The following is a 12,299-nucleotide window of genomic DNA, read 5'->3' on the forward strand; positions in this document are numbered from 1 at the left end:
TTCCGGTTACCATGTCAGGTCGCGTCGATCACCCCGGGAACGATGGGAGGCTCTTGGTCGCCGATGTAGACCGGGGTTCCGGTCAACACGCCGGCGAAATTCGTCAGTGGCGGACCAAGCGCAATGCCCCTCGGACTAAGCCGGAATTCTCGGATCGTATTCTCATGGGCACCGCTACGCTTTTTCACTACCGAGATAGCGCGGCGCACCGAGCCCGAAACTTCGAAATATCGAAGCATGATTACGGCGTCGCTCAAATAACTTAAGTCGAGAGGGGAGTCCACCGGTCCCACGAGCCCGTGCTGCGCCATGACGAGAATTGTCAGCACGCCACGCTGCCCAAGATAGCTCAGGAGCTCGTGCATCTGGAGGATCAGGAAACGCTCGTCGGGCATCGCGTTGAGATAGCCATTGAGGCTGTCGATGACGACGACCCGCGCACCATCTCGCTCGACACTTTCGCGGACATTTGCTGCAAATTCGCCAGGTGACAACTCCGCAGGATCAATCTGCTGAAAGCGTAAGGCCCCGCGTTCGATTGCCTTGTCCAACGGCAGACCGATCGAGCGCGCCCGCGCCTCAAGCGTTCCACGCCCCTCGTCGAAGCCGAAGAAGACTGCATGATCGCCTCGCTCGACCGCAGCCAATGCGAAGGTGAGGGCAAGCGATGATTTGCCAACGCCGGCTGCACCGATCAGCAGCGCGTTCGTGCCTCGTTCCAGCCCGCCACCGAGCAGCTCGTCGAACTCGGTAATACCGCTCGAGGTGAAAGCACCGCTGAATTCGCTGTGATGTTCGGCCGCGATGAGACGCGGGAATATCTCAAGGCCGCCGGTGCGAATAATAAAGTCATGATAGCCGCCGCGAAATGAAATGCCGCGCATTTTCACAACGCGGATGCGCCGGCGTTCCGCTCCGTAATCGAGCGCCAATTGCTCGAGATGCACGACGCCGTGTGATATCGAGTGAAGCTGCAGATCGGTATCGGACGAAGAGAGGTCATCGAGCAGAATCACTGTGCAGTCGCGTGCCGCGAAAAAATGCTTGAGCGCGAGAACTTGGCGACGATAGCGAAGCGGGCTTTGCGCCAGCAGGCGGAGCTCTGACAGGCTGTCGAACACAATGCGTGCTGGATCGAGCGCGGCGATTTTTTCGAAGATCAGATTGGTTGTTTCGCTGAGCTCAATTTCTGCGGGATGCAAAATAGTGAGTTCGCGGTCGGGGTCCAGCGACGTCTCGGGGGGAACGAGTTCGAAGATATCGACACCGTCGAGCGACCAGCCATGCCGTTTCGCAACTAGCGCGAGCTCGCGCTGAGTTTCGGAAAGCGTGACATAGAGGACCCGCTCCCCACGACGCACGCCTTCAAGTAGAAATTGCAGCGAGATGGTCGTCTTGCCGGTACCGGGCCGGCCTTCGTAGAGGTACATCCGGCTGGGATCGAGCCCGCCACCCAGAATGTCGTCCAGTCCTTCGCTACCGGTGGATACCCGGGTCTCGCCTGCCTCGCCATTATTCCCATCAACCGCGTCGACCACGATCAGCTCCTGCATTCCATTTTTCGCGAGGCGCCAAAGGACAGGGCGCAACGTTCCAAAGCGGAATGCGCGAGACGCATTTCGGTTTCATAACGACGCACGCCGCGCGGCCCCACAGACAAGGTTGCGAGCGGCCGAGCTTGCCGGGGGGCCGCGGGCTCGGCGCCCGCCAACACAATGAGAAATCCGACCAAGACGCGGCTTAATTGCGTTCTTCAGGCGCGAGCCGCGCGGCGGCGGTAAAAGCGCTGCCGGACTCGGATTTCGCGAATAAGCCCAGCGGGAAAATCCGTTAGGGCCTTGAGCCCCGTCACCGTAGAAAAATTATGGATCGAGCCGCGCGTCTCGGCCACGAGATGCCGCAAGACTTCCTCGCGGCTCGCTTCTCCCGTTTCCTTCACGTGCCCGAGCCTGTGCAGCGCGTAGAGACCGAGCAGCGCCGAAAGCAGGAAATAGAAATCCCAATTGCTGAGCCGCAGCGACAAATAGGTGAAGACGCCATCGGGGCTTGTCCAACGCCCGACAAGCTCGAGTTGCCGAACCGCGAAGAAGTCGGCGAGGGCGCCTCCGAGGATCGGTGCGCTCCCCGCCGCCACGGCGGTCACGACGGCCCCCGCCGCGAGATAGGACGCCGCTTCTCCGCGCGGTGAAAGCTTGAGCGCTATGTTGGCCGTCGCCAGCGTCACGCCGGCAACCGCCCCGCCCATCAGCAGGTGAAGAAGCACCAGCCAAGCGAGGCGGAACCCTTCTTGTGTGATCTGCGACGTGCCGGCCATCGCGGCGATGCACAGGATATAGATGGGTGCGGCCACGAGCAGCACGGACTTGTTGGCGAAGCGGTCCGCGAGCGTGCCCCAGCTCCGCAAGGCAAAAGCGTTGGCCAACTGGCTTGCGATCGAAAGTCCCATCACGACCGACATGTCGTACCCGAGTTGACGGACCAGATAGACCGTGAAGAAGGGGGTCGCGAAATTGATTGCGAACTGCCAGGTTCCTAGAAAGAGGATGAGGCGCCAGAAATTTCGGTCGCTGAACGGACGCTTGAGCTGCTCGAAAAGGCGAAGCGCCTTAGCGGGCCGCGGAGCGAGCGCGGGCTCCGGCAGGCGGGCCACGATCCAGGCGCTAATCAGGCCTGCAGCGCACCCCACGACATAGAGCATTGCGAAGCTGAGATCTCGCGCCGGGCTTCCCTCATTTGTGACTTCGAGGGCGGTTGCCGCAGCGATGCCGGCAATGAGCGTGGTGAGTGTGGCGTAAAATGTCCGCCGAGCAAAAATTCGCCCCATTCTGTCATCGGGGGCGAGGTCGCGGATCCAGCTGTTCCAGGCGCAGCTGCCGACAGCGCCCATCGCGCAGAGGACGAACGTCGCCGTCACCATGATCGTGAGGCCATAGCTTCCCGCGAATGGCGCGATAGCCATCAAGCCGAGCATCGTGCGGCCGAATATGCTCGACAGCACGGCTATGCGTTTGCGCTCGCGGATGCGCTCGACGAGGGCGATCGCTGGCACTTGTGCGAGCTGGGTCAGAAACGGGATGGCTGCGAGCAAACCGATCGTCGTGTTGTTCGCGCCTAGATGAAGCGCGAAGGCGGTAAGGACGACGCCGGTCGTCAGCGCCGCCGTCGTGTTCGAGAAGAGCGCCTCGACGACCAGCCGGCGGAAACCGGTCTCGAGCTCGGCCTCCCCGATCTCGGCCTGCGGGGCCAGCATGGCTTATCCTTCCTCGTCGTACGGGTCAGACCGCTTCGCCTACCGCTGTCTGGACGCGCGGGATTACCCGGAGTTCCGCCGTGGCGCCGCCGGTCCAGGCGACCGCGCCAATGCAGACGAAATTCCTGATCTGGGTCAATAAAAAGGCAGTTGGTGCCGCGCGAGGGAACGTCGGCGAGGCGCCCGCGTCGGTCGATCGACGATGGTGTCATAATCGACGCGCTTCCTCCTGTTCGGGCTCGGACGGTATCGAGCGGGCAGCGCTGAGACTGAAAGGATATGAAATGGTGGATTTAAACGAGGTCCGCGAAAAGATGGAGATCATCGGCGCGGACGGCGTGCACATCGGGACCGTTGATCGGGTCGAGGGTGACCGGATAAAGATGACGCGCGCCGACAGCGGTTCGCACGACCATCATCACTTCATCTCGAGCGGCCTGGTCGCGGCCATCGACGAAGGCCGGGTCAGGCTTTCCGCCAATGCCGATGCCGCCATTCTGCTCGAGGAGGAAGAGGATGGCGGGCCGATAGCGGATGCACGCAACCGCCAGGAGAGTGAACATGGATAGGGCGAGGCGAACGCGCGGCGTGCCGACCGAGAGAACACGCGCTCCCAATATCTCTACCGAAAACCAGCCGGAAGGCGCAGCACGCCGACCGAGCGACACATTGGACCGCGAACCCAAGCGCGACCCCGAAAGCGGCGGTAGCATTCCGGCAGACTATAACCCGCAGGCGGGAACGCGCATCGGTGAGGAAGACGACACGGCGGCAGGCCGGGAAGGCGGCGGCCAGCGGCGGAGCGAATAAAAGGCGGGAAGGCCCGTTTCGGCAACATAGGTTGCGGCAGGCCTAAATGTTTGCCCCGCGGGGCGCGGCGAGCGCAACATCCGGTCTTGGTGGCGGTTGGCCTGTCACGAACTATCGTGAACAGGCGTCTCGCCAGACCGCAAAGGCCGTATTGCCTCCCTCCATCTGGCTCGCTGCCACCGACTTCCCGCGCGCTCTCGCCGAGGCCGGGCTATTCGCTACATCGCTGCCGCATCTTCTGATCCGCGCGCCGCGCGGCGACGGCCATCCGGTCCTCGTGATCCCGGGCTTTCTTGCCGGTGACAAATCGACGGCGCCGCTTCGAGGAGCGCTCCGGGCGCTCGGTTACGATGTCCGCGGCTGGGGACTTGGCCGCAACGCCGGTCCGAAGACTGCTGGCGCTGACGGCAGCAAGCTGACCAAGCTCATTGGCGACATTCATGAAGACACGGGCCGCAAGGTCAGTTTAGTGGGATGGAGTCTCGGCGGGGTCCTCGCCCGTATCGCCGCCGCAGATGAAGCGGCGAGCGTCCGGCAGGTCATCACGCTGGGCTCGCCTTTTAACGGGAGTCCGCGTGCGACAAATGCCTGGCGGCTCTACGAATGGGTGAGCGGAACCCATGTCCGCGCTGACGATCAGGACGTTTTGCTGCGGGTCGCCCGGCGGCAGCTACCCGTACCCTCCAGCGCAATCTTCAGCCGCGCCGACGGAATTTGTGCGTGGGAGATTTGCCGTGGAGCGGTTTCGCCGCAGAGCGAGAATATCGAGGTACGCGGGAGCCACTGCGGCCTTGGCGTCAATCCGGCCGTGTTTCACATTATTGCCGATCGGCTCGCGCAACCGGAAGGCGAATGGATGCCGTTCGAACCGCCAGGTCTGGCTGGCTGGATGTTTCCGGGTGCGTTCGCTGCATGACCCGCGGCTTCGGCGGCCCATGCGCAACGGGATATTTCGGAATTGCCTAACCTGTATCAGTGGGATTTCCATCGATCGACGCATAGTCTCGCTTCACCGAAGTCTTCAGGCCGCGACCCCCGGAGACTTAGGGGCATTCTCTTGCATAGCCATATCGAGAGACGGGAAAGGCTTCGCTCCTCTGCGCGAAGCCTTTCTTGTATCGGCTTATACATCCTCGACGCATATCGAAAGACGCCTCCGGCGGGGCCGGGCTCAAAAGGATGGCGGGTCGCTTGCGGGAAAAGACTCGTCGCCAGCCTGGTCGATCGGTTCCCAAGGTCTGCGGACGTCGTCGCGCATTGCATCGGGACCCGCCGAGCGCGTCTGGTCGAAGTTTTCGGAATGCGTTTCGCCATCGGCGAATGCGGCCGCATGACCCTCGACCTTTTCGGCTTCGGTGCCTTGACGACGGGTAAAATAGAAGAGCGCGCCGAGCGTGGCGACACCCAATAGCTTGCTTGCAATTCGTCCCATCTCAATCTCCTTCATACGGAGCAACGGTGTGGTGTCGGCAAAGTTGCGGCGAACGAAATGCAAAGCTCTTATCACAGGTTAATCGGTTGCGGGGATGACGCGGGACCGCTCGAACATCGCGCTCGAAAACATTTACCGTCACCAAGGGCGCCCCCCTGCGTCCCGGAACTTTCACCGGGATTCGGCGTTGAAACGGCATCCAGCGAGGATGAACGGATGGCGGTTTTCGCCAGCCCGGCAGCGCATGCCGGGCGAGGAAGGCGCGCGTCCAAAAAATGAGGAGAATGACATGTTCAGATGGGCAATCATATTCGCGGTGATCGCGCTCGTCGCGGCGCTTCTGGGGTTCGGCGGGATCGCGGGTCTGTCGGCCGAGTTTGCGAAAATCCTGCTCATTATTGCTGCGGTCCTGTTCGTGGTTGCACTGGTCTTCGGCCGCGGGCGCCGCACGCTCCCGTAGTCAATTCGGGGAGGGCAGGCGGTCAAATGACACTGCCCTCCCTAGCCTGGACAACATCTCCGGCAGTAGAGACCGCTCGAGGGCGTCAGTTCTGTCAAAGCATCGTCATAAGCTGAGCAAGTGACATCTTATGCGAAGCTGCAGCCAATCAGGGCCGCGTGTTTTAGTTTGCGGTCTTTTGCACCGGCGCTACCACCCAATATTCGCTTGATCCCACCGCTTCGCGTTCGAGGCGGCAGAGGATTTCGCCCTCGCACATCAAAATCGCCCACCGACCGCCGGCTTCGCCGCGCGCAATTTCGAGGGCGACGGCAGCGTTTTCCGCTTCGAACCGCACCCTTTTCTCCAGACCGCGGCAGTCGTCCTCATAGCAAAGCGTATAGGTGGCGTTTTCGCGTACTCGCGGCGCGGTGCCGATCTGTTCGCGGGAAATCCCAACTTCGGCGGGAGAAAGGCCAATGGGCATGGGTTGGAGATTGATCGATCGCGATGCCATCATGTTGCTCCTTTATAGCTCTTGATGCGGGAATGCGGACAAGATCCGCGCTGCGCGTTTAACGGCTGGTGCGAAGCGGCGTTGCCGGTCGGACCCCCGTTTTTACCTGCATCTGCGCGATTTTTGCGCGAGGTTATGAAAATCATCACCCATCGTCTCCGAGTGCGATCCGTAGCGCCCCGAGGCTCGCCCAGGGCAGGCATTCGGCGACCCGGCGCCTATCGTCACATGTCTCCAGAACCAAGCCCTGCGGATCGATCGCAACCAGCAAGCCGTCCTTCCAGCAGGTATCGTCTTCCGTCTTGCTGAGATAGTGCACCGCTATGCCTGCCGAGTGGAGAGCCAGCAGGCGGCCGAGATATTGGAGCATCTGTCCCTCCGTCTGGCTGTGGCGGGTTGCCTTGCGCGGAGCCGCTTCCGCCTATTTCAGGCAAGCGACGAGAGCGGCAATGACCGCGAGCGTTTCTTCAGGATCGCGCACCTGAATTGTGTCGAGACCGATTTGTTTTGCAGGATAGTCATTCCCGCCTGGGAAGATGGCGTCGCCGACAAATATCATCGCCTCGAGCGGAAAGCCGCTCGCCTCGGCGAGCTTCTTCAGCCCATAGCCCTTGTCGACGCCCTCACGGGTGATATCGATCGACGTCGCGCCGCCCATGTTGATCGACAAGCCTGGCAGGCGACTTCGCAGATCGGCCTGGATGATCTTGCGCTTGGCAAAGTCGGGATCCCAGACCTCCTTGGCGCGGATGGGGGCTTGCTGGCCGAGCGCCGAAAAGGTGATCTGGCTGCCGCGGTCCTCGATGCGTTCGCCCCACACTTCCTCGGGAACGAAGCCGGTCGCATCGAGCGCCGCGTCGAAAGCCTCGAGGATGTGGTGTTTTTCTTCCTCGTCGAAGAGTTCGGCGTAGAGAGCCTGCCAGTCTCCGTCGCGGTGCGTGTAGAGTTTGGTTCCCGTGGTCGGCATCAGCCAGAGCCTGAACAGGTCGGCTCGTTCCGGAAGCCGGCTCGCAACCTGCTTGTCGAACTGAGGCCAGTCGCCTCCCGAGATGACCGCGACGTCGGCGACGTCGAGAAGATCGGCGAGCGCATCGCCCATGGCATCGCCGAGCGGTTGCTTGCTCTCTGCGAGCGTTCCATCGAGATCGAAGGCGACGAGTTGCTTCATCGGTGCGGGTCTCCGAGTGTGGTTGGCGATCGGTATTGCGGTACGGGATGCGAAGGTCAGCCGTGCGGCTGGCGGGCTGGCCATGATTGTGACACGCACTGTCGCCGATTGCCGCTTTTCATGTTCGGGCACTGGCCGCGGCGCGGACATCCTGCGACCGCGCGAGAGGCATGACCAATATATCGTCGCCGTCGACGATGACGGCGACATCCTCCATGCCGAGGAGCGACACCCGCCGTTCTCCCGCACGAACGAGGCAGCCGCGGCTTTCATAAAGAAAGACGTCGCCGCTTGCGGCGTTGGCCGCCATGTCCTGCTTGCCCGACAGGGCATGGACGGCTTGCCAGCTTCCAAGGTCCGACCAGCCCATCGCGACCGGTACAACTGCGACGCGCTCGTCCTTCTCCATGACCGCATAGTCGATCGAATCCGCCGGTGCGTTGGCGAAACGCGCGGGGTCGGCATGGACCGCATTTCCGTCAACCCTGGCGGCCGCAATTGCTTCTTCGGCCGCAGCGTAGATGGCGGGGCAATGGCGGCGCATGGCATCGCGCATGCGTCCCGCCCGGAACAGGAATATGCCGGCGTTCCAGCTATAGCCCCCGGCCGCGAGCATCGCCTCGGCATCCTCGCGCGGCGGCTTTTCGACAAAGCGGGCAACTGCAAAGCCTGTCGAGGCTGCCAGCGGCGCTCCGCTCGCGATATAGCCAAACCCCGTGTCGGGACGGTCGGGCTCGATGCCGAAAGTGACGAGCCAATCTTCGCGAGCCAGTGCGGCGCCCTTCTCGATTGCGGCGTGAAACGCCGGTACGTCGGCGATCGCATGGTCACTGGGCATGATAAGCAGCAATTCATCGTCGCCGGCTTGGGCAACGGGGAGCGCGATTGCTGCAGCCGTGTTGCGCGGCATCGGTTCGACCAGCATCGACAAGTCGGTGTCCTTTGCCTGCTCGCGAACATAGTCGACATGGGCTTCGCCGCAGACGACGATCGGCCGGGAGAAACGATCTCCCTGAACGCGGGCAAGCGTCTGCGCGAACAGGCTCTTGTTCCCGACAAGGTCGAGGAACTGCTTTGCGTGGGCGCCGCGTGAAGCGGGCCAGAGGCGTGTCCCGGCACCGCCGCAAAGAATGACAGGTTGGATTATGCTCATGATCGGGCTCACATTTCGAGATAAACGATATGGCGACCGGCAAGCACGGCGCCGGTTGGCGTGGCGCCAGGCAAAGCCGATTAGCCTGCCAAGGCCCCTACCTCCGGCGGAACGCCGCGACGGGCAGCTGCAGGTTCGGCGATCTGTTCACGCCAGAAGCCGCTTGCCATGGCCCGGTAGGCCAGATGGAAGGCCAGCGTCGACTCTGCGCCACTGTTGCGGTTTACGCCGCGCGGGTTCAGGCCATCGAGACAGCGGCCGCCGGCCGCATCGCCGAGCGCCAGCCCGCGATCATTTTGTCCGAGGAACCAGGCGAACGCATTCTCCGCATGCTGGCGCCACACTCGGCTACCGGTTGCCTCGAACGCGGACGCGCAGGCGTCGATCGTTGCCCAGGCCTCAAGCGGCTGCTGATCGAACGGGAAGCTTTCGCCATGATGGAAAAAGCCGTCCGAACCAGCGGGTCTGAAGTGACCTTCCGGGGCGGTCTGCCGCGCGCAGAGCCAATCGAGCGCGCTCAGGCCCGCCTGCTCGAGCGGAAGCGAGGGAAGGCGGCGGCCGGCGCGAATGAGCGCCTCGGCCAGCCGCGCATTGTCGTACGCAAGTCCGGCCTCGAGCCAGTCCCAGCCAGCCCGGCGCGAGGTTTTCCAGAGCGCACCGAGAAACGCGCCGCCACGCTCCACAATCGCGCGGGCCCTTATGTTTTCAGAATTGGCCTCAAGTCGTTCGTCGGCACCGAGCAATGCGAAGGCAATCGCGCGCGGGCTCTTGAGCGCGTCCGCCACGACGGCCGTCCGGTCGAACCATTCGGCGGCCCATTCGCGCATCGCGGGGGAGTGGGCGCGGCTGCTCGCATGGCCGAGCGCCCAGAGCGTTCGCCCGTTGCTGTCTTCCGAGCCCTCCTCCTCCAGCCAGCGCCGGTCGTAGCCCATGAAATTGCGGAAGCTGCGGCGCTCTTCGTTCCAGCCGTGCTGGATAAAACTCGCAAAGGTGAGCGCTCGGCGCCCGGCGTCGCGCTGGTCACGCGCCGGCAGGGCATGAACGAGCATCAGCGCGCGGGCATTGTCGTCGATGCAATAGCCATGGTCGCGGTCGGGAACCAGGTGACAGCTGTGCTGGAATATTCCGACGTCATCGCACAGATCCCAGACGCCCGAGAGCGCGGGGGCCCGGCGGGGACTGGCGGGCTCGCTCGCCGCCACAACAACATCGTCGATGAGCGCAGCGAAGGCCTTGGCGATCACGCCCCAAGCCGTGCTGCGGCCGCGTGCATAGGCACGGCCCTGCAGGGCGCGCCGTTCTTCGGGAACCGCGAGGAGCAGCAGCACGGCTTCGGCGATTGCCTCGCTGTCACAGCCGGGAAGAAGGATGCCGACGTCGTCCGCCAGCAACTCGCGCGCATGGACGAAGGGGGTCGAGACGACGGCACGACCGAGCGCGACGGCGTAAGCGAGAGTGCCCGAGGTGATCTGCTGGAGATTGGGATAAGGTGCGAGATAAATGTCGCACACCTCGATCTGGTCGAGGAGGTCGCCCGTATCGAGAAACCGGTTTTCCCATGCGATGTTCGCGGACACGCCGAGACTTTCGGCGAGTTCCTCCAGGCTCTGGCGATAGGCTTCGCCCTCGGCGGCAACCAGATTGGGGTGGGTGGCGCCGACGATACGATAAAGAATGTCGGGATATTGCGCCGCGATGGCGGGCAGGGCGCGGATGGCAGCCTCGAGACCCTTGCCCGGACCGATGAGGCCAAAGGTCGACAAGATGGGCCGGTCGGCGAGACCAAGCGCCTCACGAAGCGGGCTGATGTCGACGAAAGGCCGATCGGGCGTGCCATGCTCGATGAGGGCAACTTGCTCAGGATCGGCGCCATAGACGCCGACAAGCGTGTCGCGGCCAAGGGCGCTCATCACGATCAGTTTCAAGGCGCGCGCGACGAGCCGGTCCATGACGAGGCGCTGGGCGTCGCTTGGCTCAGCGAGTATGGTGTGAAGGGTGACAATCAACGGGGCGGCGATGCGGTCGACGAGTTCGAGAACCATGGAACCACTGTCACCGCCAAAGATGCCGAACTCATGCTGCAGCCAGACGGCGGACGCCCCGCTTGCATTGATCCTGTCGGCCGCGTCGCGATAGGTTTCCGCGTCACGCTCATCGATCGCGAACACGGCTTCATCTCCGACCGCCTGCGCGGGATGAGCGCGCAGGGCGTAAACATCAACCGAAAGGTCGGTGCGTGCGGCGCGCAGATGATCGTAGGTGTCGGCGGTAAATGTCGCGATGCCGCACTGGCGGGGACGAAAACAGCCAATCAGCGCGATACGCTTGCCCTTTTCCTTAGCTGGGCGGATGCGGGCTTCGCCTTCGACAGGGCGCAGATCCTCGTCAGACGCGACGGAAAAGAAGCGGGCTTCATTCTCATATTTCATCGTAGGTCCTCATTTATGGGTCGCGTCCCGTAGGCGCGCGTCCGCACACAGCGCGCATGCAAGTGCGCGCGGCCGTCTCGCCGCCGGGCTTCGAATTTCTGATAGCTTGCCTTCGCAACGCCGATCTCGCGCCGAGGTTGCGCTGCAACATGGCTTCTATGCAGGAAATAGACAGAGCATTAACTTGGATTGGGAAAATCGCCTTTTCTGGCGGTCGAAATCGACAATTATCCAGCGGGTTCCAGCCACTTGGTGATGGCACCGCGGCCGTGGCCAAGGGTTGGCAGATTTCGTTACAACATGGGTTAATAGGCCGGAACCGGGCTGCCCGCCTCTTTGTTTCGCGTCCATGCTGTACCCGACCAACGACAAGAATCATCCGCTCGCCCGGCGCTTTGCCGACTTCATCCGGGCCGCCGACTTTCCGTGCGTCGGCGCGAAATCGGCCCTCGGTAGGGGACAGATGCGCGTGGTCGTCGCCCGCGACATTCGCTCGGCGTGGGACGATCTTCGCATCTATCCCAATCTACTCGATCTCGCCTGGGCCTATTCGCGCGAGCCGAGTCTCTTTCACTCGCTCGCGGTGCTCTTCGAAGAAGACAGCGGGCTCGACGAAGAGGGGTTCGAGGCATGTCTCTGGGACCGCCTCGCGTCGCTGTCGCACAAAGATGACTGGCACGGCCAGCCGCCTGATCCGCGCGTCAGCGCCGATCCCGCCAATCCCCATTTCTCGCTGAGCTTCGGCGGCGAAGCCTTTTTCGTCGTCGGGCTCCATCCGCAGGCGAGCCGGCCGGCGCGGCGCTTTGAGCGGCCCGCGCTGATCTTCAATCTCCACGACCAGTTCGAGCAGCTGCGCGCGAGCGGCGTCTACGACAAGATGCGCTCCACCATTCTCGCGCGCGACGTGGCGCTCGCGGGCGAGGTCAACCCGATGCTCGCCGTCCATGGAACGATATCCGAAGCGCGCCAATATTCCGGGCGCCGCGTGGGTGACGACTGGGTCTGCCCTTTCTCGGGACGCTCCGCTGCACGCGAGGCCGACGCTCTGGTTGGCCGTGGCGGCGATCTTTCTGGTCCCGACAGCTAGGACTGGCGGCCGAC

At 63.0% G+C, this 12,299-nt stretch carries 13 protein-coding genes; 5 read left to right on the plus strand and 8 right to left on the minus strand.

The window, feature by feature from the left end:
• Positions 1–14: 14 nt before the first annotated feature.
• Positions 15–1,553 carry an ATPase domain-containing protein gene (locus GGC65_RS19715; protein ID WP_192648715.1) on the minus strand — a complete coding sequence of 513 codons (1,539 nt, stop codon included), beginning with the start codon at positions 1,551–1,553 and terminating at the stop codon, positions 15–17.
• A 200-nt stretch (positions 1,554–1,753) separates the two neighbouring features.
• The gene (locus tag GGC65_RS19720) at positions 1,754–3,250 is read right to left on the minus strand and encodes an MFS transporter (protein ID WP_192648716.1); all 1,497 of its coding nucleotides are present in this window, start codon (positions 3,248–3,250) and stop codon (positions 1,754–1,756) included.
• Positions 3,251–3,534: 284 nt separating this feature from the next.
• On the opposite strand from GGC65_RS19720, the gene GGC65_RS19725 reads away from it, so the two are divergent.
• The 3 genes from GGC65_RS19725 to GGC65_RS19735 are packed head-to-tail and all read left to right on the plus strand — an operon-like array spanning position 3,535 to position 4,976.
• Entirely contained in the window at positions 3,535–3,819 is a 285-nt protein-coding gene (locus tag GGC65_RS19725; RefSeq protein WP_192649640.1) for a DUF2171 domain-containing protein, read from the plus strand.
• A complete protein-coding gene (locus GGC65_RS19730) occupies positions 3,812–4,060 on the plus strand; it encodes a hypothetical protein (protein ID WP_192648717.1) in 249 nt (82 codons plus the stop codon). The genes GGC65_RS19725 and GGC65_RS19730 overlap by 8 nt, the downstream gene beginning before the upstream one ends.
• A 46-nt stretch (positions 4,061–4,106) precedes the next feature.
• Positions 4,107–4,976, plus strand: a complete 870-nt coding sequence (locus tag GGC65_RS19735; RefSeq protein ID WP_192648718.1) for an esterase/lipase family protein — start codon at positions 4,107–4,109, stop codon at positions 4,974–4,976.
• 255 nt (positions 4,977–5,231) lie between these two features.
• Here GGC65_RS19735 and GGC65_RS19740 read toward each other — a convergent pair whose 3' ends face one another.
• Entirely contained in the window at positions 5,232–5,492 is a 261-nt protein-coding gene (locus GGC65_RS19740; protein WP_192648719.1) for a hypothetical protein, read from the minus strand.
• Positions 5,493–5,781: 289 nt separating this feature from the next.
• Here GGC65_RS19740 and GGC65_RS19745 point away from each other — a divergent pair, with 289 nt between their 5' ends.
• Positions 5,782–5,952: a DUF1328 domain-containing protein gene (locus tag GGC65_RS19745; protein WP_082657742.1), complete on the plus strand. Its 171-nt coding sequence runs from the start codon at positions 5,782–5,784 to the stop codon at positions 5,950–5,952.
• Between the two features lie 163 nt (positions 5,953–6,115).
• Here the strand turns inward: GGC65_RS19745 and GGC65_RS19750 are convergent, their stop codons facing one another.
• The 5 genes from GGC65_RS19750 to GGC65_RS19770 form a co-directional block, all read right to left on the minus strand.
• Positions 6,116–6,448 carry a hypothetical protein gene (locus GGC65_RS19750; RefSeq protein ID WP_192648720.1) on the minus strand — a complete coding sequence of 111 codons (333 nt, stop codon included), beginning with the start codon at positions 6,446–6,448 and terminating at the stop codon, positions 6,116–6,118.
• Between the two features lie 145 nt (positions 6,449–6,593).
• Positions 6,594–6,818, minus strand: a complete 225-nt coding sequence (locus tag GGC65_RS19755) for a hypothetical protein (RefSeq protein WP_192648721.1) — start codon at positions 6,816–6,818, stop codon at positions 6,594–6,596.
• Between the two features lie 51 nt (positions 6,819–6,869).
• Positions 6,870–7,616, minus strand: coding sequence for an HAD-IIB family hydrolase (locus GGC65_RS19760; protein ID WP_192648722.1), 747 nt, complete (start codon positions 7,614–7,616; stop codon positions 6,870–6,872).
• A gap of 118 nt (positions 7,617–7,734) precedes the next feature.
• Entirely contained in the window at positions 7,735–8,769 is a 1,035-nt protein-coding gene (locus GGC65_RS19765; RefSeq protein WP_192648723.1) for a mannose-1-phosphate guanylyltransferase, read from the minus strand.
• An 80-nt stretch (positions 8,770–8,849) separates the two neighbouring features.
• A complete protein-coding gene (locus GGC65_RS19770) occupies positions 8,850–11,198 on the minus strand; it encodes a glycosyltransferase family 4 protein (RefSeq protein ID WP_192648724.1) in 2,349 nt (782 codons plus the stop codon).
• Between the two features lie 349 nt (positions 11,199–11,547).
• Between GGC65_RS19770 and gntA the strand changes: the two genes are divergently transcribed.
• Positions 11,548–12,285, plus strand: a complete 738-nt coding sequence (gene gntA, locus GGC65_RS19775) for a guanitoxin biosynthesis heme-dependent pre-guanitoxin N-hydroxylase GntA (protein ID WP_192648725.1) — start codon at positions 11,548–11,550, stop codon at positions 12,283–12,285.
• Positions 12,286–12,299 lie beyond the last annotated feature (14 nt).

It is taken from the genome of Sphingopyxis sp. OAS728 (genome assembly GCF_014873485.1).
Classification (GTDB): domain Bacteria; phylum Pseudomonadota; class Alphaproteobacteria; order Sphingomonadales; family Sphingomonadaceae; genus Sphingopyxis.

Coding starts and splice junctions, on each gene's coding strand:
- GGC65_RS19770 (WP_192648724.1), bottom strand. CDS start 11,198: ATGAAATATGAGAATGAAGCCCGCTTCTTTTCCGTCGCGTCTGACGAG.
- GGC65_RS19760 (WP_192648722.1), bottom strand. CDS start 7,616: ATGAAGCAACTCGTCGCCTTCGATCTCGATGGAACGCTCGCAGAGAGC.
- GGC65_RS19730 (WP_192648717.1), top strand. CDS start 3,812: ATGGATAGGGCGAGGCGAACGCGCGGCGTGCCGACCGAGAGAACACGC.
- GGC65_RS19765 (WP_192648723.1), bottom strand. CDS start 8,769: ATGAGCATAATCCAACCTGTCATTCTTTGCGGCGGTGCCGGGACACGC.
- GGC65_RS19715 (WP_192648715.1), bottom strand. CDS start 1,553: ATGCAGGAGCTGATCGTGGTCGACGCGGTTGATGGGAATAATGGCGAG.
- GGC65_RS19740 (WP_192648719.1), bottom strand. CDS start 5,492: ATGGGACGAATTGCAAGCAAGCTATTGGGTGTCGCCACGCTCGGCGCG.
- GGC65_RS19725 (WP_192649640.1), top strand. CDS start 3,535: ATGGTGGATTTAAACGAGGTCCGCGAAAAGATGGAGATCATCGGCGCG.
- GGC65_RS19750 (WP_192648720.1), bottom strand. CDS start 6,448: ATGGCATCGCGATCGATCAATCTCCAACCCATGCCCATTGGCCTTTCT.
- GGC65_RS19755 (WP_192648721.1), bottom strand. CDS start 6,818: ATGCTCCAATATCTCGGCCGCCTGCTGGCTCTCCACTCGGCAGGCATA.
- gntA (WP_192648725.1), top strand. CDS start 11,548: ATGCTGTACCCGACCAACGACAAGAATCATCCGCTCGCCCGGCGCTTT.
- GGC65_RS19745 (WP_082657742.1), top strand. CDS start 5,782: ATGTTCAGATGGGCAATCATATTCGCGGTGATCGCGCTCGTCGCGGCG.
- GGC65_RS19735 (WP_192648718.1), top strand. CDS start 4,107: ATGTTTGCCCCGCGGGGCGCGGCGAGCGCAACATCCGGTCTTGGTGGC.
- GGC65_RS19720 (WP_192648716.1), bottom strand. CDS start 3,250: ATGCTGGCCCCGCAGGCCGAGATCGGGGAGGCCGAGCTCGAGACCGGT.